General features: G+C 37.0%; 25 protein-coding genes and 1 other annotated feature. Of the genes, 18 read left to right on the top strand and 7 right to left on the bottom strand.

Annotated features, from left to right (window positions below):
* Position 1 precedes the first annotated feature (1 nt).
* Positions 2-1684, bottom strand: a complete 1683-nt coding sequence (locus LZ480_RS10700) for a methyl-accepting chemotaxis protein (RefSeq protein WP_241369419.1) — start codon at positions 1682-1684, stop codon at positions 2-4.
* A 582-nt stretch (positions 1685-2266) separates the two neighbouring features.
* Between LZ480_RS10700 and infC the strand changes: the two genes are divergently transcribed.
* The 6 genes from infC to LZ480_RS10670 all read left to right on the top strand — a co-directional run bounded on the left by infC (position 2267) and on the right by LZ480_RS10670 (position 5588).
* On the top strand, positions 2267-2770 hold the full coding sequence (gene infC, locus LZ480_RS10695; RefSeq protein WP_241369559.1) for a translation initiation factor IF-3: 504 nt from the start codon (positions 2267-2269) through the stop codon (positions 2768-2770).
* A 35-nt stretch (positions 2771-2805) separates the two neighbouring features.
* Positions 2806-3006, top strand: coding sequence for a 50S ribosomal protein L35 (gene rpmI, locus LZ480_RS10690; RefSeq protein WP_008407727.1), 201 nt, complete (start codon positions 2806-2808; stop codon positions 3004-3006).
* 74 nt (positions 3007-3080) lie between these two features.
* Complete coding sequence (gene rplT, locus LZ480_RS10685) at positions 3081-3440, top strand: 50S ribosomal protein L20 (RefSeq protein WP_241369418.1); 360 nt, start codon at positions 3081-3083, stop codon at positions 3438-3440.
* Positions 3441-3770: 330 nt separating this feature from the next.
* Positions 3771-4037: a DUF1294 domain-containing protein gene (locus LZ480_RS10680; RefSeq protein WP_241369417.1), complete on the top strand. Its 267-nt coding sequence runs from the start codon at positions 3771-3773 to the stop codon at positions 4035-4037.
* 191 nt (positions 4038-4228) lie between these two features.
* Entirely contained in the window at positions 4229-5005 is a 777-nt protein-coding gene (locus LZ480_RS10675) for a cyclase family protein (RefSeq protein WP_241369416.1), read from the top strand.
* Entirely contained in the window at positions 4998-5588 is a 591-nt protein-coding gene (locus LZ480_RS10670) for a peroxidase-related enzyme (RefSeq protein ID WP_241369415.1), read from the top strand. Before LZ480_RS10675 ends, LZ480_RS10670 begins: the two co-directional genes overlap by 8 nt.
* 48 nt (positions 5589-5636) lie before the next feature.
* Here the strand turns inward: LZ480_RS10670 and LZ480_RS10665 are convergent, their stop codons facing one another.
* From LZ480_RS10665 to LZ480_RS10655, 3 genes are all read right to left on the bottom strand, one after another.
* Positions 5637-6689, bottom strand: a complete 1053-nt coding sequence (locus LZ480_RS10665; RefSeq protein WP_241369414.1) for an ABC transporter permease — start codon at positions 6687-6689, stop codon at positions 5637-5639.
* Between the two features lie 2 nt (positions 6690-6691).
* Positions 6692-7369: an ABC transporter ATP-binding protein gene (locus LZ480_RS10660; RefSeq protein ID WP_241369413.1), complete on the bottom strand. Its 678-nt coding sequence runs from the start codon at positions 7367-7369 to the stop codon at positions 6692-6694.
* Between the two features lie 88 nt (positions 7370-7457).
* Positions 7458-7838, bottom strand: coding sequence for a sigma-w pathway protein ysdB (locus LZ480_RS10655; RefSeq protein WP_241369412.1), 381 nt, complete (start codon positions 7836-7838; stop codon positions 7458-7460).
* A gap of 90 nt (positions 7839-7928) precedes the next feature.
* On the opposite strand from LZ480_RS10655, the gene LZ480_RS10650 reads away from it, so the two are divergent.
* From LZ480_RS10650 to LZ480_RS10640, 3 genes are all read left to right on the top strand, one after another.
* Positions 7929-8411, top strand: a complete 483-nt coding sequence (locus LZ480_RS10650; RefSeq protein WP_241369411.1) for a dUTP diphosphatase — start codon at positions 7929-7931, stop codon at positions 8409-8411.
* Positions 8412-8504: 93 nt separating this feature from the next.
* Entirely contained in the window at positions 8505-9593 is a 1089-nt protein-coding gene (locus tag LZ480_RS10645; RefSeq protein WP_241369410.1) for a M42 family metallopeptidase, read from the top strand.
* Positions 9594-9710: 117 nt separating this feature from the next.
* Positions 9711-10448: a DUF3784 domain-containing protein gene (locus LZ480_RS10640; protein WP_241369409.1), complete on the top strand. Its 738-nt coding sequence runs from the start codon at positions 9711-9713 to the stop codon at positions 10446-10448.
* A 45-nt stretch (positions 10449-10493) separates the two neighbouring features.
* On the opposite strand, the gene LZ480_RS10635 is transcribed toward LZ480_RS10640, so the two are convergent.
* Positions 10494-10940, bottom strand: coding sequence for a CoxG family protein (locus tag LZ480_RS10635; RefSeq protein ID WP_241369408.1), 447 nt, complete (start codon positions 10938-10940; stop codon positions 10494-10496).
* A gap of 288 nt (positions 10941-11228) precedes the next feature.
* Here LZ480_RS10635 and argF point away from each other — a divergent pair, with 288 nt between their 5' ends.
* The gene (gene argF / locus LZ480_RS10630; RefSeq protein WP_241369407.1) at positions 11229-12194 is read left to right on the top strand and encodes an ornithine carbamoyltransferase; all 966 of its coding nucleotides are present in this window, start codon (positions 11229-11231) and stop codon (positions 12192-12194) included.
* Between the two features lie 242 nt (positions 12195-12436).
* Here argF and LZ480_RS20005 read toward each other — a convergent pair whose 3' ends face one another.
* Entirely contained in the window at positions 12437-12562 is a 126-nt protein-coding gene (locus tag LZ480_RS20005; RefSeq protein WP_241369406.1) for a pirin-like C-terminal cupin domain-containing protein, read from the bottom strand.
* On the opposite strand from LZ480_RS20005, the gene LZ480_RS10620 reads away from it, so the two are divergent.
* Positions 12541-12693 carry a hypothetical protein gene (locus LZ480_RS10620; RefSeq protein ID WP_241369405.1) on the top strand — a complete coding sequence of 51 codons (153 nt, stop codon included), beginning with the start codon at positions 12541-12543 and terminating at the stop codon, positions 12691-12693. The two genes, LZ480_RS20005 and LZ480_RS10620, sit on opposite strands and share 22 nt — an antisense overlap.
* A gap of 94 nt (positions 12694-12787) precedes the next feature.
* Positions 12788-13045 carry a hypothetical protein gene (locus LZ480_RS10615; protein WP_241369404.1) on the top strand — a complete coding sequence of 86 codons (258 nt, stop codon included), beginning with the start codon at positions 12788-12790 and terminating at the stop codon, positions 13043-13045.
* Positions 13046-13099: 54 nt separating this feature from the next.
* Here LZ480_RS10615 and sspI read toward each other — a convergent pair whose 3' ends face one another.
* Complete coding sequence (gene sspI, locus LZ480_RS10610; RefSeq protein ID WP_241369403.1) at positions 13100-13309, bottom strand: small acid-soluble spore protein SspI; 210 nt, start codon at positions 13307-13309, stop codon at positions 13100-13102.
* A 125-nt stretch (positions 13310-13434) separates the two neighbouring features.
* Between sspI and LZ480_RS10605 the strand changes: the two genes are divergently transcribed.
* The 6 genes from LZ480_RS10605 to pheS all read left to right on the top strand — a co-directional run bounded on the left by LZ480_RS10605 (position 13435) and on the right by pheS (position 19945).
* Positions 13435-14196 carry a TrmH family RNA methyltransferase gene (locus LZ480_RS10605; protein WP_241369402.1) on the top strand — a complete coding sequence of 254 codons (762 nt, stop codon included), beginning with the start codon at positions 13435-13437 and terminating at the stop codon, positions 14194-14196.
* 577 nt (positions 14197-14773) lie between these two features.
* Positions 14774-15649 (top strand): cytochrome aa3 quinol oxidase subunit II, encoded by an 876-nt coding sequence (qoxA, locus tag LZ480_RS10600; RefSeq protein ID WP_241369401.1) that lies wholly within the window; start codon positions 14774-14776, stop codon positions 15647-15649.
* A gap of 30 nt (positions 15650-15679) precedes the next feature.
* Complete coding sequence (qoxB, locus tag LZ480_RS10595; protein ID WP_241369400.1) at positions 15680-17644, top strand: cytochrome aa3 quinol oxidase subunit I; 1965 nt, start codon at positions 15680-15682, stop codon at positions 17642-17644.
* Entirely contained in the window at positions 17644-18243 is a 600-nt protein-coding gene (gene qoxC, locus LZ480_RS10590) for a cytochrome aa3 quinol oxidase subunit III (protein WP_241369399.1), read from the top strand. The genes qoxB and qoxC overlap by 1 nt, the downstream gene beginning before the upstream one ends.
* Before the next feature lie 3 nt (positions 18244-18246).
* Positions 18247-18528: a cytochrome aa3 quinol oxidase subunit IV gene (qoxD, locus tag LZ480_RS10585; RefSeq protein ID WP_241369398.1), complete on the top strand. Its 282-nt coding sequence runs from the start codon at positions 18247-18249 to the stop codon at positions 18526-18528.
* A 67-nt stretch (positions 18529-18595) separates the two neighbouring features.
* Positions 18596-18827: a binding site (T-box leader), on the top strand.
* Positions 18828-18907: 80 nt separating this feature from the next.
* Positions 18908-19945: a phenylalanine--tRNA ligase subunit alpha gene (gene pheS, locus LZ480_RS10580; RefSeq protein WP_241369397.1), complete on the top strand. Its 1038-nt coding sequence runs from the start codon at positions 18908-18910 to the stop codon at positions 19943-19945.
* Positions 19946-19959 lie beyond the last annotated feature (14 nt).

Below are 19959 nucleotides of genomic sequence, written 5' to 3'. Positions count from 1 at the left end.
GTTAAATTTTAAATTCTCCAACAGCTTGTTGTAAATCTTCTGCGCGTACACTTAAATCGTTTGCAACACTATTAATTTCTAGCATGGCTGAAATTTGCTCGTTAATCGCATCTCTCGCTTTTGCAGTATCATCTGTGACGATTTGTGATTGGGCTGCCAATTCCTGCACTGAAGCGGTAACTTCTTCTGTTGCGGCTGATATTTGTTCTGTTACTGCAGATACATCTTCAATTTGCGAGCGCATATAATCTACTGCTGCCAATATTTTGTTGAAGGATGTACCTGTATTGTCAATGATGTCAACGCCTTGTTCAACGGAAGTTAAGCTTTCTTGAATGGCTTGCTCTACATTTTTTGTATCCAGTTGAATTTCATTTGTTAATGCGACAATTTGATTTGCGGATTTGTTGGAAGCTTCTGCTAATTTGCGGACTTCATCAGCAACAACTGCAAAGCCTTTACCATGCTCACCTGCACGTGCGGCTTCAATGGCTGCATTCAGTGCTAATAAATCCGTTTGATCTGTAATGCTTGTAATGACGCGTGATATATTTTCAATTTCGACTGTTTGTTGCGCTAATTTATGGATTAAATCTGTTGTTAATTTCGTTGATTTATAAATCGTTTGCATTTGGTGTTTTGCTGTTTTAACATTTGATTCACCTTCATCTGCCACGTCAGAAGTTTCGTTAGCTGATGTATTTAAAAGCTGCGCGGATTCTGCAATACGTTGTATAGCTGAAGAAGTTTCTTCCATTGCCGTTGCACACTCTTTTGCGGCAAATGCACTATTCTGTGTAGATTCTACAGAGTTAGAAGCAGCATGGGCAATATTTTCAGAGAGTAATGTAATGTCTTGTGTTGAAGCATTTAACTTATCAGCAGAAGCGGTTAAATGCTTAGCATTTCTACCTAAGGATTCAAGTAATCCCTTGATTGTATTTTTCATCTTGTTAACTGAACCCGTTAATTGACCAATTTCATCTTTTGATTTTATTTGAATGTCTTCTTGACTCAAGTCACCTGAAGCAATTGTATGCACGGAAGCTTGTAATTTTTGTAATGGTATAGCGATTCGTCGGTTTAAGCTAAGTGCAAGTAGTATACCTAAAAGGAGTGAGCTAAAGAATACAATCGCGGCGATAATTATTGCTTCGTTCTTTTTATTTTCGGATTGTATTTTTGCATTATCAAATAATTGTTGAAATTGATTGTTTAACTCTTCACCTGAATTAATGGCTGCATCACGAGCTGGAATCACGGTTTTTAAATAGTACGCCACGGCATCGACTCCACCAGTGGCATCATTAATTCGTAATGCTTCATTAATTTCTTTTTCATAAAGTTCAATTTTTTCATTAATATCAATAAATTGCTGCATGGTTGCATCGTTTTCTATACCCTCTTTGAAAAGGTTTAAAGTTTCATCTAATTTAGACTGAGCTACTTCAAGTTGCTCCTTAGCAGTGTCATCGCCTAAAATATAAGATTGTAGCTGAGTACTTTCTATCGTTAAGCTATTTCGTATATCACTTACTGCATTTAACTTGGGCAATCCGGTGTTTATTGTGTCACTGTACTGTTTGTCAATGCCAATCATTTGATAAAATGAGATTGTGCTTGCTGTGAGGTTCGCAATAACCATTAGTGCAAATCCAGCTAATAATTTGTGTTTAATAGACATACCTATCAACTCCATTTAATATTATAGCCTTACAATTTTATTGTAGTACAAGGAACTATAGGAAATAAAAGGTAGTTTCTGTGGACAATTCAATTGGAATTAATGAACTAGTATTGATAGTAGTACAAAAAGAATTTAAAGAACTATTAATAAATGTTCTGGTAGAAAAAAATTTATACATTGTGAATGCTTGAAGCAAGGTTAAATATTTTAGAATGTTGCGTGGAATAGAAAGGCTTTATTTTGTTCAAAATAAAAAAAGAAAAATAGTTGACGTCAAATAAGAGGCATGGTAAGATTATTTAGGTTATGAATACAAAGTTAGCAAGTAGAGGCTGCCCGCTTCTCACCTGAATGATGCAATTTGTTATCTACAGGTATAGACACGTTGAATTGTTTTACGCAACAATGCGTATGCACATATAGCGGGCGGACATCTCGAGTGTCCGTCTTTTTTGTTTGTACAAATAAAAAAGACTATATGGACATAACGCGGGGGTGTACCGTTCGACCGGGTTATACTTTACACCAACTCATGTATTCGCGACAAACACTTGGAGGTGGATTATTATTAGCAAAGACATGTATGTAAACGAAGGCATTCGCGCACGTGAACTTCGTCTAATCGACCATAACGGTGATCAGCTTGGTGTTAAAACACGAAACGAAGCGTTAGAAATTGCTACTCGTGTTAACTTGGATCTTGTCCTTGTGGCCCCTCAAGCCAAGCCACCGGTCGCTCGTATCATGGACTATGGTAAATTTAAGTTCGAACAGCAAAAGAAAGACCGAGAAGTTCGTAAAAATCAAAAAATAATCACGATGAAAGAGGTTCGTTTGAGCCCAACAATCGATGAACATGATTTCCAAACGAAGCTACGTAACGGTATCAAGTTCCTTGAAAAAGGCGATAAAGTTAAATGTAGTATCCGCTTCAAAGGTCGTGCAATCACACACAAAGAAATTGGTCAGCGTGTGTTAGATCGCTTTGCTGAAGCTTGTGCTGAAGTATCTACGGTTGAACAAAAACCGAAGATGGAAGGCCGAAGCATGTTCTTAATTCTTCAACCGAAGAACGAGAAATAATACGTATGTAGAAACAAGTTTAGGAGGAAATCGACATGCCAAAAATGAAAACTCACCGTGGAGCTGCGAAACGTTTCAAAAAAACAGGTACTGGTAAATTAAAATTTGACCGTGCTTATGGCTCTCACTTATTCGCTAACAAATCTACTAAAGCAAAACGTCATTTACGTAAAGCTAAAGTTGCAACTTCAGGCGATTTCAAACGTATTCGTACATTATTAACTTACATGAAATAATCTTTGTTCGGTAAAGATTATTTAAAAACACAAAATAACTAATCATTCGAAAGAATTAGCAGGAGGTAATTACTATGCCACGCGTAAAAGGCGGAACAGTAACACGCGCTCGTCGCAAAAAAGTTTTAAAATTAGCAAAAGGTTACTACGGTTCAAAACATACATTATACAAAGTAGCTAACCAAGCAGTAATGAAATCAGGTCAATATGCATACCGTGACCGTCGTCAAAAGAAACGTGATTTCCGTAAATTATGGATCACTCGTATCAACGCGGCTGCTCGTATGAACGGCTTATCATATTCTCGTTTAATGCACGGCTTAAAAGTTGCTGGTATCGAAGTTAACCGTAAAATGTTAGCTGACTTAGCTGTAACTGATGCTGCAGCATTCACTCAATTAGCTGAAGAAGCTAAAAAAGCAGTAGCTAAATAATATTTGAGGCTAAGCCGAAAATATTATTTCTGCACCGAAAGCGAAGCGACAGGTGCAAAATACTTAACATGTATTTTATAATCAAGACTGATAGGGAACTGATTCCTTATCAGTCTTTTTTCAAATTGTCTAGGCTAAAGCGCCAGCCCCACGCACCATTAGATCCCTCCTGCAAAAGTGGTTGAGCGTTTTCTTTTGCAGGAGGGCTCTCCAAAACTTGCGGCTCACACGATGTGAGTCATTGAGGGCATGCCACATGGATGTGGTGTTTTGCCCACTCGGGGCTGGAAGTGCGCTTTAGCGCTTTTCTTAAATCAAGGGGGAATTGTTGTGGCATTAGCAGTCGTTTCATATGTTGTAATCGTTTCACTCATTTTGTGTATCTATATGTATATCGATAAAGAACGTGCAAAGAAAAAGGAGTGGCGCATTTCAGAAAAAACATTGTTAACGCTTGGATTTTTCGGTGGCGCATGTGGAGGCGTGCTAGGAATGTATTTATTTCGCCATAAAACAAAGCACAATGCATTCGCGTTTGGCTTACCATTAATGGCGGCAATCCATATTTTTTTTCTTGTGCAATTATTTAAAATATAGCGAAATGAACTCGAACAAAACAAAAAACAATTTTTCTCTATGTAGAAAAATTGTTTTTTTTGATAGGAAAGTATGAGTTTAATAAATAAACTACAAAAGAAAATTACTTATTATCCATATTAAAATAGTTTGATTTATAAATATTTGTAATTTATAATAAATTCAGAAAACTATTTTAGGAGGGATTTTAGATGGTAGTTGCGACAAACTTAACACTTTGGAATCAATTAAAGGAATTGCAGTCTCCAAAATACAAGTGGGTAGATTTAACACAAAGTTTTGGTGAAGATACACCTCGCTGGCCGGGATTTGAACCGTTAAAAAATACGGTATTATTTGATTTCTCTGAAGCGCCTATGAAAGTGAATCATTATGCTTTTCCAGGCCAATATGGTACGCATATTGATGCACCGGGGCATTTTGTACCAAATGCCCGATTAGTCGATGAAATTCGTGTCGATGAATTTGCATATCCATTAGCTGTCATAGATGTGCATGAAAAAGTGATAGAAAATCATGATTATGCATTAACGGTTGAAGATATTGAGCAGTTTGAAGCGCAGTATGGTCAAATTCCAGAAGGTGCGTTTGTCGCAATGCGTTCAGACTGGTCGAAGCGTTGGCCAAATCAAGATGCGATGTTAAATAAAGATGAAAACGGCATTTCACGTTATCCAGGCTGGTCTGTGGAGGCATTGAAGTTTTTATTTGAAGTGCGTAATGTTGGCGCAGTTGGACACGAACCATTTGATACAGATCCGCCTTTATTACAGCAAGAAATCGGCTTTGCTGGTGAGGATTATGTTTTACAACAAGATAAGTTCCAAATTGAAGTAATGGCCAACTTAGACCAAGTGCCTCCAGTTGGTGCAATTATTTTTGCAACGTTCCCGAAAGCTAAAAATGCAACAGGTTTCCCAGCTCGCTGTTTTGCGATTGCTCCAGTAGATGGTGAAACAAATGAGTAAATATAACGAACAGCTCTCTTATTTACAAAAGCCCAACGAAGAAGAAATTCCACAGGACTTGCAGGAGTTGTTCGATGGGCATGTCGAAAAGCAGCTAGAGCAAAATGGCTTTGTAAATAACTTATTTAAAGTACTTCCGCTTAATGCTGCGCAGTACAAAGGCTTTTTAGACTTTAAATTTTCGTTATTTAATGAAGAAACTTGCTATTTATCAACTGCGGATAAAGAGATGATGGGGCTTGTTGTATCATCAACTAATAATTGTAGTTACTGCTTAACGTCACATAGCGATATCTTACGTGGACTAACGAAAAATCCAGGCTGGGTCGATCAGTTAACCTATAATTATCGTTCAGCGAAGTTAACACAAAAGCAGCGTGCTTTATGTGATTATGCGTATCGTGCAACGCGTTATCCAAATGAAATGACAACGAAAGAAGTAGATTTATTGCGAGCAGCTGGCTTTAATGACCATGAAGTGTTAGAGGCGGCGTTCGTTGCAGGTTTCTTCAATTATACAAATCGCTGGGTAAGTACAATTGGTGCAATTGCCAACCCAGGGCATTATGGACATAATCGATAAAACGAAAAAAATGGGTGCTACAAAGCTGTAGCATCCACTTTTAGTTTGTTAAAGAATAAAAAATAGGAATGCCAGTATAACAATCGCTGGAGTGAGTAATCGATTTCGGAGCCGTAATGTTGCATTTAACCATTCATCTTCATGAACCGTCATTAGCTGGAAAAATGGCGCTTGCTTAATTTCTCTTATAATTGAATGCAATAAAACATGGAGCCCTATAATTGAAAACACAAAAACTAAAACTTTTGCCCACATTGGTAAGACTAAAGATAGACCGATGCAAATCGCGATAAGCTGAAGAGGTGAGATCATGTAATGTAATTTTCGTAAAAGTGTTTTATAGAATAAATTGTCAATTCGATATTTACTAAACACCGTCTTTTTAGCGAGTATAGCGAGTGGCTGCTTTGTTTTAGCTGGTAAATAATAGCGCATTTCCCTACTAAATTGATAGAAACGTTTCATCCATAGATAAAATGCCTCGTATTCCCAACGAACCTCGATTGTCCAGTAGCGATTGCTAAAAACAGCTTTCAATAAAATTACATGCCCAATCACCAGCAGTATGCTATATCCCCAAATTGGAATAATAAAAAGAGTAAAAGTAAAAAGTGCGTGAAAGACTAAAAAAAGAGGCCATTTCGTATACCATTTTTGATATTTGTACTGAATGAAAATATGGAGCACGCTGACTACATTGAAAACGAGTATGATTTTTGATAATGGCAAAATAATAAATGGAGAAGCAAGTAATAGTGCGATGATTAGGAAACAATTATAGCGTAAAAATGAATAGCAATAGCCATATAATTTGATATGACGTATTTTCGTGGCTTGCTGTTTATAAAATAAAAGGTCAGCATCATACAAAAACAAACGCAAAGAAGGAATTATTAGAAAAAAGCTTAATCCGAAAAGTAGAGTGAGCAAAATGTTGTGCTGAATTTCAATTGCTTGAAAGTTTGCTGAAATATCGCGATATAAGAAAAAGCTAATAACAACGCTAGGAATGGCAATGTATAGAACAACGGTCCAATCAAAGACAGATTTAAATAATTTAAAATTAAATTGATAAGAGCGATAAAGGCGTTTTACAAACATAACTACAACCTACCTTGAAGCTCGTAAAAAATATCCAATAATGAAATGGGTTGCCCCACAATTTGCTGTAGTTCCTGTAATGTGCCCTGTGCTTGCATTCTTCCTTCATGCAGTAATACATAATGATCACATAATTTTTCAGCCATTTCTAATTGGTGCGTACAAAGCAAAAAGCTCGCTCCTTGTTGTTTTCGTTCATCGATTAGCATAAGCAGCTCACGCATAGCCCTTGGATCTAACCCCATAAACGGCTCGTCTAATATGTAGAGCGGGCGTTCAATTAAAAATGCTAAAACGAGCATTACTTTTTGCTGCATTCCTTTTGAAAAGTAAATCGGTAAATCATCCAGACGCTTGTCTATTTGAAAAAGCGTTAATAGCTGATTTGCCTTATGCCACAAATTTTCATCATGAAATTCATCGATTAAAAATTGAAGATGTTCGCGTAATGTAAAATGTTCATATAATAGTGGGCGTTCAGGTACATAACCATAAGAGGGAATCGAGATATCCCCTTCAAAGTACGGAATAACCCCTAACACCGATTGAATCGTTGTACTTTTACCAGCACCATTGCCTCCAATGAGCCCAACGATTTCACCGGGCGTTATTAAAAACTCAATCTGTTCAATACTTGGTTCATTTGCTACATAACCAGCTTGTTGAATATGTATTTCCATAAAATTCACCTCAAACTACTATACGGTTATAACGGCGTTTCGTTTCAAAAAAAAAAACGAACCGTTAAAAAACGATTCGCTTTACATATTAGTCCTTCATCAATTGCTCAATCGGGTTTTTCCAATTGATGGTGGCGTTTGGATAATTCATTAAGACTTCCTTCTCCAAGTATAAGAAATCTTCTTTTGTAAAACCTTGAAGCTTCATAGCATCATGTACAAAAACAAAAATGCTAATAACTTCAAAGGAATTGTCTGTTGTGCCTAAATATTTTTCCCCTTCAAAAAGCGCTCCTTTATAAGTGATGAAAAAGTTTTTCCGGACATTTTTTACATCATCATAAAAATAATAGTTCCCATTTTCATATGCCTCATCTAATTTGCGTTTTGGGTCGATTAAATAGCGAACCCCTTTATAAAATATGTAGATGATGAGGATAATAATGACAATACGCAAAAGAAGTGCCATAGAAGTTCCTCCTTGATTACAGTGTTTTCATGCTATACGATTAAGTATGAATGAAAGTTTCATTTATTTTAGAAAAAGAGGGAATTTTTTATGGAATTTATAGAGTTATTTGAAATGCAGCGTCAACTAGATCGTTTTATTGAAGAAACACAAAATATTCAAAAGGATGTTTTTGATGAAAAAGGGTTGGCACTATTAGTAGAGCTTGCCGAGTTAGCAAATGAAACGCGCTGCTTTAAGTTTTGGTCAACAAAGGGACCATCAGAAAAAAGCGTGATTTTAGAGGAATTTGTTGATTCCATTCATTTTATGCTGTCACTTGGTTATATGCGCGAATTTACATTAGAGGTATGGCCAGTTGTTGAAAAGAAAACGGATTTAACTCAAGCTTTTATTGATGCGACACAAACTGTATTAACGTTTTTAAAACAACAAACAGAAGAAAATTATAAGGCAATCTGGTCGCAATATAGCTTAATTGCTTATAATTTAGACTTTACAGTGGAAGACATTATTGAAGCATATAAAGCTAAGAACGAAAAAAATTACGAGCGTCAGCGTAATGGGTATTAATGGGTGAAATCTACACGATAACAGTAAAACTATTTCACTTTTCGAAATAAAATCGTTATAATTAAATGGAATCTATTTAGGAGGCTATTTCTCATGACAAAGCTTGATCCAACATTACAAATGTTTAAAGATTTAACGGATGCAAACGGTATTCCAGGGAACGAACGTGCTCCTCGTGAAGTAATGAAAAAATACATTACACCATTTGCAGACGAAGTAGAAACAGACAACTTAGGTAGCTTAATCGCGAAAAAAGTTGGCGATGAGAACGGTCCAAAAATTATGGTTGCCGGTCACTTAGATGAAGTTGGTTTCATGGTGACACGCATTGATGACAAAGGTTTCGTATTCTTCCAAACAGTTGGTGGTTGGTGGAGCCAAGTAATGCTTGCACAGCGCGTAACAATTACAACACGCAAAGGCGAAGAAATTATTGGGGTAATTGGTTCAAAACCACCTCATATTTTACCTGCTGACGTGCGTAACAAAGTAGTAGATATTAAAGCAATGTTCGTTGATATTGGCGCGACTTCTAAAGAGGAAGCAATGGAGTGGGGCGTGCGTCCTGGCGACATGATCACACCTTATTTCGAATTCAACGTTATGAAAAACGAAAAGCATCTACTAGCAAAAGCATGGGATAACCGTATCGGATGTGCCATTGCAATTGATGTATTAAAAGCATTAAAAGACGAAAAACACCCGAACATCGTTTATGGTGTTGGAAACGTACAAGAAGAAATCGGCCTACGTGGTGCGAAAACTTCTACATTTAAAGTACAACCAGATATCGGCTTCGCAGTTGACGTTGGTATTGCTGGTGACACACCAGGCGTAACACCAAAAGAGTCAACATCGAAAATGGGTGCTGGCCCACAAATTGTTGTTTATGATGCATCAATGGTATCTCACTCAGGCTTACGCGAATTCGTATTAGATGTAGCAGAAGAAGCAGGCATCCCATACCAGTTCGAAGCAATCGCTGGTGGTGGTACAGATGCGGGTTCAATCCACATTACAGCGAACGGCGTTCCATCCCTAGCAATCGGTGTTGCAACACGCTACATCCACTCACACGCAGGGATTTTACATCGTGACGACTACGACAATGCGGTTAAATTAATCGTAGAAGTCATCAAACGATTAGACCGTGAAACAGTGGATAAAATTAAATTCGACTAAATATTCATAAAATGCCATAATTTGGTGATATATACACTATAATGAAAGATAGATTTGTTCTTATAAAGAATAGATCTATCTTTATTTATTATTGTTTTTTTAGAAGGGGGAATGAAGATGATTTGGATTATTGTAGCGGCATTATTTCTCTTTTTAGGCTTCGCAGTACAAAAATTAAAATGGCATTTTTTAATATCTGGCTATAATACGATGACAAAGGAACAAAAGGAAAAGGTCGATGTTGAAGGACTTGCAAAGTTAATTGGTCGGTATTCCTATGCATTAGCAGCACTGTTTGTTGTTATCGGTATTGTAGAATATTTTGATTATACAAACCTTATAATGCCTCTCTTAACACTCATTATTGTTTTTACGATTATCGTTGTAGTAAAATCGCAAAAATATAATCACAATTTATTCGATGAAAATGGTAAGTGGAAACAAGGAGCTAGTAAAAACCTAAAGCGTCCAGTGATTATTTTAACGGTTACATTGGTTGGCGTTGCGATGATTTTCTATTTTGCACTACAGCCAACAGGGGTTACAGTTACCGATGAACAAATTGAAATTGCTGGTATGTATGGTGATACATACGAATTTGCACAAATGGAGCACGTGCAATTATTAGAAGTGCTGCCGGACATTGCAATGCGTACAAATGGTTCAGCTGTTGGATCTAAATTAAAGGGACATTTCAAATTTGAAAATGGCGATAAGGCTAAGCTTTTTGTCGATACAAACGTCCCACCATTTATTCAGTTTATAGATGATGGAAAAATCGTTATCTTCAATTTACAAACGGCAGAACAAACGCAAGCGTTATATGAAAAGCTAACTACAAAAACAGCTAACTAAAAAAATCCTGCATTTGCTTTAAACATGAGCAATGCAGGATTTTCATTATTTTACACCGTGTAATTCATCGATTTTAGATTGAATGGACTCTGTTAATTCTTTTGTTGCCTTTGGGACAAAATTTTCTAATACGGAGTTAATCATCATACCCATTATGCCATCTGCAGATAATTCCAAACTACCTATCAATTCTACTTGTGTGTCGCCAGCTATTTTAAAATATCCTTTGCCGTTAAAATTATCAGAAAGCCCCTTTAAATCAAACTTTACATCCGTTGATTCAACTAAATCAGTCATTTTTACGTCTAATTTAATTGTTTTTTTCGTAAAGCCTAAATCTGCTAAGAAGATCCATGTGAATTGCTTGTCGCTTAGTACCTCATGCGCGATATAGCCTGGAATTAATGGTGCCCAATTTGTGTAATCCTTTAAAAAATCCCAAGTAGCGTTATTTGATACTGCTAACGTTACGTTATGTGTTGCTTGTGGCATGAATGATTCCTCCCTTGAAAGATCTATTTGAAGTAAAATATTCTCAAGAATATCCTGTATTAATTATGCTGAAAAATGAATCGGAATTCAATATTTATGTAGGGATTTTCTGTAAAAATAATAAAAATACTCGTTTGTGTAAAAATTTTATGATAAGTCACCTTGGGATTAATATGTATAATTATCGAATAATTTAATTAATTATAAAAATTTATATTAATTCGCTTGACTTTATATTTATGCATATGTAAAATGAAAATCAACATAAAGGTGACAGAGGTGTAAGACATGAAATTATTAGAAGAGGTGCAGTTAAAGCCTGTCGAAAGTTTAAAAGGTAAAGACCTATTAACACTGCTTGATTATACAAGTGAAGAAGTACAACAGTTATTGACACTTGCTACACAGTTAAAAACCATTACAAAAGCGGGCAAATGTCCTCGTCTACTTGAAGGTCAGACGCTAGGCATGATTTTTGAAAAAAGCTCGACTCGTACACGTGTATCATTCGAGGTCGGTATGCAGCAGCTAGGTGGCTACGGTATGTATATGAATGCACGTGATATGCAAATCGGACGCGGCGAGCAAATATCAGATACGGGCCAAGTGTTATCTGGTTATTTAGATGGCATTATGATTCGCGCCAATTCACATGTGATGGTAGAAGAGTTAGCTGAATTCGCATCGATTCCAGTGATTAATGGTTTAACAGACATCGATCATCCGTGCCAAGCATTAGCGGATCTTGAAACAATTGCTGAAAACAAAGGTGAGTTAAAAGGTTTAAAAATTGCTTATGTAGGTGATGGCAATAACGTTGCACATGCATTAATTGTTGCCGCAGCACATGTTGGTATGCATGTAGCAGTAGCAACTCCAGTTGGCTATGAATGTGACAAGACAATTATTGAAAAAGCAATGCAAATTGCAATACAAAACGGTAGCACAGTTGTTGTGACAAATAATCCGATTGAAGCCGTAAAAGATGCGGATGCGGTATATGCAGACGTTTGGACGTCAATGGGGCAAGAAGAGGAAACAGAAAAGCGTTTAAAAGACTTTGCGGGTTACCAAATTAACGATGAGTTAGTTGCACATGCAAAGCAAGATTATATGTTCCTACATTGCTTACCAGCACACAGAGAGGAAGAAGTTGCGACATCGGTAATTGATGGACCAAATTCTTATATATTTGAGCAAGCAGAAAATCGCCTGCATGCTCAAAAAGCAGTATTAGTATCTTTATTAGCGTAAAGTTGAAATAGATGAAGCTTACTACGGATTGTAGTCTCTTCTATTAAAACGAGCAGCATTTGTAAGCAGGAAGAGCGAGCACGTGATGTAGTAGAGTAAAGCCTTTTGAAATGGGAGACGCTGTGACAAAGGGTGGCACGCTACAGTGATGTTTGTATTCAAGATGGAATGCCCCATCACTACATAGAAAAAAGCAATTCAGGAGACGCTGGATTGCTTTTTATTTTGCTTATTAATATGGTTTACCATCTAAAAAAAGTACCATTTCGGTAACTTTCAAATGCTTCAATGATTTCTTGCTCTTTATTCATTACGAATGGACCACGCGCTATGATAGGTGCTTTTATTGGTTCGCCTGCAAACGACACAAATGATTGATGAAAAGGTAAAAGATTATTTATTAGTAACGATCGAAAATCATTTACCAGAAGAACAGAAATTACAGGCAGTAATAATTAGCTGGGGCTTATACAAATACATTTGCAAAAAATGTGGCTAGCTCTTTATTAATGCTTACTTAAGAAATACATCTATTATAGAATTGATTCTCGATAGGTGTATTTCGTCATTGTACATGTTCAACAATCGGCTGTATGTTAATTCAACTGGAAATGGTTCATTCAGCTGAATTAATTATGACTGGTAAAAATATGATTGGTGTTGTAATGGGGGCTGGTATCCCGCAATTATCAATTGCACAGCTTGTGAAATTCCATGAAGAGGGACGATTCCCATTTGAAAAGCTTGTGAAGTTTTATGATTTCGATCAAATTAACGAAGCAGCAAAGGAATCTGTATTCGGCGCAGTCATTAAACCAATATTTATTATGGATAAAACTTATCGTCAATAATTTTTTTAATAGCCCATCTCAATATCCATTAGGGAAAATTGAGATGGACATTTATTAATTTGCGAATTTTTCTGCTAGCTTTTCGACAAAATGTGTTCGTTCGTCTTCATTTGATGCTTGCCACCAAGTTTCTAAAAATACACCTAACCCAGGTAATAGATGTTCTTCTCCTCTAGAGATAGCATCATTTACAATGTCTTTGAATTCAGTTGCATCTGACCCTAATACATTGGCTGTAATTGCTTGTCGAATTTGAAAGTCCATTCAAAACGCCTCCTTTATACGAAGTGTGTTCGCAGTAATTCAATTTTATACATCACATCTCATTATGGAATAAAGTGATTCTGTGATAAAATGAATTTTCGAGTACTTATAAAGGACGGGAAATTATGAAAAGAATTGAATCAACACAAAATGCGCTCGTAAAGCATTGGAAAAAACTCGTATCACAGCGTAAAGAGCGCGAAAAATCTGGTGAATATATTGTAGAAGGCTTTCATTTAGTAGAAGAGGCATTAAAGCATACAGACCAAATCATTCAAATTATCGTACGTGATGGTGTAGATTTACCATTATTATGGGCGATTGATGATGTTGTGTTAGTACATGTAAATGAAGCAGTTGCTAAGGAAATTGCAGAAACAGAAAATTCTCAAGGTGTATTTGCGCACTGTAAGCAACGTGAAATTTCGGAAGATGAGAAGTACGATTGGCGCAAAGTATTATTAGTCGATTCAGTACAAGACCCAGGTAATATCGGGACAATGATTCGTACAGCAGACGCAGCCGGTATTGATGCAGTCGTATTAGGAAAAGGCTGTGTAGACGCATTCAATCCAAAAACATTGCGATCAGCGCAGGGCTCACATTTTCATATCCCTGTTGTACGTGGGGATTTAATCGAATGGATTGAGCAATTACAGCAAGATGACGTTAAGGTATATGGAACATCTCTAGAAGAATCGATTTCTTACAAAGAAATTGAACAAACTAATGCATTTGCACTAATTGTTGGAAATGAAGGTAGCGGTATTAATCCGCAAATCTTAGCCAAGACAGACCAAAATGTCATTATTCCAATTTTAGGTGGCGCAGAATCATTAAATGTCGCAGTAGCAACGGGAATTTTATTATACTCATTTGTTAAATAATTTATAAGTAACGGGATTGTAAGTTTAATGCTTACAGTCCCCTTTTTTTATAATTATAGGTAAATAACTGTAATATAAACCCAAGATTTACGTCATGTGGATAATTCAGATAGTTCGGAAAAGATACACTTTGAGAAGTTCATAGAAATGTCAATTTTAACAATGTGAATTTTAATGCTCGTAATTGCGCGGTTTTACTGTGTTTCCTATCGATATTTTGAAATAATGAAAAATAAATTTGAGGAAATAGTAATAAAAAAGGCTTTTTTCCAATTTGATGTTTTGACACTTATTTGATGTTTCACTAAAATCGAGGAAGGTTAGAAAATAAATTAACGCAACATGCTAAACAAAATAATTTTTTCATGTGGAAACGAAGTTAAATGTTTTTATATGAGTAAAACTGTACATACCAAATTGTGTATGTACCCTAGAAATATTTTTATTTTCTACTATTACCATAGTGGGAAAGAAGAAAACATTTTCCATGACATGCATTGTTTCTTTATTTTGTTTGCAAAGTTTGCAAGCAACGCGAAATTCTAACAAGATCGATATATTGGAAAGGAGTCCAACTATGAAAAATCTGAAGGCAACTTTACTATCTTTCATTGGTTTAAGTGCAGTGTTATTAGCAGGTTGTAATGACAAATTAACAGTACTTGACCCTAAAGGTCCTCAAGCACAACGCCAAGCAGACGATACGATGTTATTAATTACTCTGATGGGTGGTATTGTAATCACGGTAGTAGTGATTTTGATATTTATGTTATTTAAGTACCGTGCTTCAAAACAAAGTGCTGATTACGAGCCGCCACATATTCATGGTCACTGGCTTGTAGAAACAATTATGATTGGGATTCCAGTTATTATTGTAGTATTTTTATCTGTAGTATCTGTAAAGAGTAACTACATTGTAGAAAATATCCCACAAGGTTACGAAGATCAAGAACCACTGGTAATTTATGCTTCTTCATCTGACTGGAAATGGCATTTTAGTTACCCAGAACAAGGTATTGAAACAGTGAACTATGTTTACATTCCAGCAAATCGACCAGTTGAATTTAAATTATATTCATTCGGTCCAATTACTAGTTTCTGGATTCCACAACTAGGTGGACAGAAATATGCAATGTCTGACATGGTAACAACTTTAAACTTAGCAGCTGATAACCCAGGTGAATTCTGGGGCCGTAACGCGAACTTCTCTGGTCGCGGTACAGCAGAAAATATTTTTGATGTAAAAGCAATGACTGCAAAAGAATTTGACGAGTGGGTAACAGAGGTTCATGAAACTGCTGATCCTATTACGGAAGAAAAATTCGATGAGTTATTAGAACCAGGTCATCTTGGTAAATCAACTTACACTGGAACTCATTTAGAGTTCTCACCAGCTCCTCATCACGAGCATCATGATGACGAAGCAGCGGAAGATCATTCTTCACACGAATAAGTAAGTATTAAACTCGAAAGGAGTACTACAATGAAGGAATTCTTTGCACAGTTTGCAATTCCACATCCAAGTCTATTAATTTATATCGCAATGGCTTCGATTGTTCTTGGTACAATCGCATTAGTAGCAGTTGTTACGTATTTTAAATTATGGGGTTACTTATGGCGTGAGTGGATTACAACTGTTGACCATAAAAAAATCGGTATTATGTACTTAATTACGGCTCTAGTTATGCTATTCCGTGGTGGTGTCGATGCCGTAATGCTTCGTATGCAACTTGCTGTTCCAGAAAATACATTTTTAGAAGCACAGCACTATAACGAAGTATTTACAACACACGGGGTTGTAATGATCCTGTTCATGGCAATGCCATTTATTACTTTCTTCTTTAACTTTTTAGTACCATTACAAATCGGGGCACGTGACGTAGCGTTCCCACGTTTAAACAACTTAGCATTCTGGCTATTCTTCATGGGTATGGGATTATTTAATGTCTCATTCGTAATCGGTGGTTCTCCAGATGCTGGTTGGACATCTTACTTCCCGTTAGCAGGTAATGAATTTAGTACGAGTGTTGGTACAAACTATTACATGATAGCATTACAAATTGCGGGTCTTGGTACGTTAATGACAGGTATTAACTTCATTACGACAATTATGAAAATGCGTGCCCCAGGTATGACATTATTCAAAATGCCAATGTTCACTTGGTCTGCACTGATTGCAAACTTAATTATCGTATTCGCATTCCCAGTATTAACAGTAGCTTTAGCTATGGGTACGATGGATCGCCTATTTGGTACTCAGTTCTTTGCAATTGGTAATGGCGGTATGGATATGCTTTGGGCCAACCTATTCTGGGTATGGGGACACCCTGAAGTATACATCCTAATTTTACCAGCTTTCGGTATTTTCTCTGAGGTTATCTCAACATTTGCTCGTCGTAACCTATATGGTTATACGTCAATGGTTTGGTCGATGATAGTTATTTCGGTCTTCTCATTCGCAGTATGGACGCACCACTTCTTCACGATGGGGCAAGGTGCATTTACAAACTCAATCTTCTCGATTACAACAATGGCGATTGCAATTCCAACAGGGGTTAAAATCTTCAACTGGTTGTTTACGCTTTACAAAGGTAAGATTGAAATGACAACGCCAATGCTTTATGCGATGCATTTCATTCCATTATTCACTCTTGGTGGTGTAACAGGGGTTATGCTTGCGATGTCAGCAGCTGACTACCAATTCCACAACACAATGTTCTTAGTAGCCCACTTCCATAACGTAATCATCCCTGGTGTTGTTTACGCGATGCTAGCAGGTTTAACATTCTACTGGCCAAAAATGTTTGGTTTCATGCTTAACGAACGTATTGGTAAAGCAACAGTTTGGGTAATGTCTACTGGTTTCGTACTAGCATTCATTCCTATGTACATTACAGGTCTTGATGGTCAAGCACGTCGTATGTACACTTACTCTGACGCGACAGGCTTCTCATTCTTAAACATGGTATCATTCGTTGGTGCTGGTATTATGACTGTTTCATTCTTAATGATCGTTTGGAACATTTGGTATAGCTTTAAAAACTCTCCACGCGATATTTCAAGCGACCCTTGGAATGCACGTGGTCTGGAATGGGCAACGCATACGCCAATTCCACATTATAACTTCGCAATTACTCCAGACGTAACTGATGCAACTTCAGAAGCATTCTGGGATTCTAAGAAACACGGTACGAAGTTATTTAAAGGTAAAATTGAAGACATTCATATGCCTAATAACTCAGGACAAACATTTGTTATGTCAGTATTCTTCTTCATCGCTGGGTTCGCCTTAGTATTCAGTATGTGGTACTTAGCAATCTTCGGTTTAATTGGAATTCTTGCTTGTATGGCTTACCGTTCATTAGAAGATGATCATGGCTACCATATTCATGCCCATGAAGTCGAAGAAGACGAGAAAAAACATGCTCAAAAAGGAGGTGCGAAATAATGGGTAAGGTTAATAACAACGTTCCATTAGAGTACTCTACAGAGGAAAACAACCTGAAAATCTTTGGTTTCTGGGTGTTCCTAGGTGCGGAGATTATGTTATTCGGTACATTATTCGCATCATACTTCACATTAGTTGATCGCACAGGTGCCGGTCCAACTGGTGCAGAAATTTTCGAAATTACACCAGTGTTAATTGAAACATTTGTTCTTTTAACATCAAGTTTTACTATTGGTTTAGCGATTCATGCAATGCGTCTTGGTAGTAAAAAAGCTACGATTGGTTTCATGATTATTACTTTACTTTTAGGTGCAGTATTCTTAAGTGTAGAGATTTACGAATTTAAACACTATGTACACATCGGTGCAGGGTTATCAGTTAGTGCCTTTACGTCGATACTATTAACAACTTTAGGAACACACGGACTACACGTAACAATGGGTCTATGCTGGGGTTCATTCATCATCTTCCAAATTTGGAAACGTGGATTAAACTCAGTTACAGCTGGTAAAACATTTGTATTCTCACTTTACTGGCACTTCCTAGACGTTGTTTGGATTTTCATCTTCAGTTTCATTTACCTGAAAGGAATGATGTAATTTATGGCTAAGTTCTTTCCAATTGGCCAAGTAATGGGCTTCTTGTTCTCACTAGTATTAACTGTGATTGCGATGCTTGTTTACTTTACAGATATGTCGTTCACTACAGGAATGATCGTTCTTTTAGTAACAGCGTTTATACAAGCGACTTTACAGTTTGCAGTTTTCATGCATGCAGGTGAAACAGAAGATCGTTGGTCAATTTATTCAAACATTGTATACGGTATAGGTTTAGTAGTTATGACAGTTCTTGGTACACTTTTAATCCTTCTTTGGGATATGTAATCAATCGAATTTCTTCAACTAGTTGAAAAATGCTTAAATATCGAGTAGACTAGTTGAAGAATAATTACTAAATGCTTTGACCGGGAAGAGTAATTATACAAGTTTTGTTTTAGGAAAAGCGCGCCACTGACTGAAAGTACGCTAACAAAACGTATAATGAAGTTCACCCCGCGAGCAGCGTCCGGGATCCGATTTCGGTGAAAGGATAGCCGGCTGGAAACAGTCGTTAGCTCCAATGAAGTGATTGCTTTTTTAGCAATAACTAGGGTGGTACCGCGAAACTCGTCCTCGTCCCTTTTATAGGGGCGAGGTTTTTTTGTTTTCATAAATGTTGTAGATTACACGCTATGAAAAAACGATATAAAGGAGGATTTTATCAATGGAACAACAATTAAAGCAATTAGAGCAAGAAGCTTTAGCGAAAATTGCTGAAGCGACTGATTTAAAAGCATTAAACGAAGTTCGAGTTGCGTATTTAGGTAAAAAAGGACCTATCACGGACTTATTAAAAGGAATGGGGAAGCTTTCTGCTGAAGAGCGCCCAAAAATGGGAGCACTTGTTAACACAGTGCGCGAAAATGTTACAGCAGAGCTTGAAAAGAAAGTTACGGTTTTAGAAGAGGCCGCAATTTTAGCGCAGCTTGAAAGTGAATCAATCGACGTAACATTACCAGGTGCGAAAGTACGCGTAGGGAACCGTCACTTATTAACGCGTGTAATTGAAGAAATCGAAGACCTATTCTTAGGTATGGGCTATGAAATCGTAGAAGGACCAGAAGTAGAAAAAGACTACTACAACTTTGAAGCGATGAACTTACCAAAAGGGCACCCAGCACGTGACATGCAAGATTCATTCTACATCTCTGAAGAAACATTATTACGTACACATACTTCACCAGTACAAGCACGTACAATGGAAGCGAAAAAAGGCGAGCCAATTCGCGTAATTTGCCCAGGTAAAGTATTCCGTCGTGATACAGACGATGCAACACACTCTCACCAATTTATGCAAATCGAAGGGTTAGTTATTGGCGAGAACATTCGCATGTCAGACCTTAAAGGGACGTTAGATGCGTTAGCTAAGAAAATGTTTGGTGCAGAGCGTGAAATTCGCTTACGTCCGTCATTCTTCCCATTCACAGAGCCTTCTGTAGAAGTAGATGTATCTTGCCATAAATGTTCAGGTAAAGGCTGTAACGTATGTAAGCAAACTGGATGGATTGAAATTTTAGGCGCAGGTATGGTTCACCCGAACGTACTTGAAATGGCTGGTTACGATTCAACAAAGTTATCAGGCTTCGCGTTCGGTATCGGTGCAGAACGTATCGCAATGTTAAAATACGGTGTGGATGATATTCGTCATTTCTATACAAATGACACACGCTTCTTATCACAATTCCACCAGGCAGAAGTGTAAGGAGGACAATCGAA

The sequence above is a fragment of the Solibacillus palustris genome (assembly GCF_022549215.1).
In the GTDB taxonomy this organism is placed as follows: domain Bacteria; phylum Bacillota; class Bacilli; order Bacillales_A; family Planococcaceae; genus Solibacillus; species Solibacillus daqui.
The sequence above is the reverse complement of the archived record's forward strand: the minus strand, read 5'-3'. Positions and strand labels throughout refer to the sequence as shown.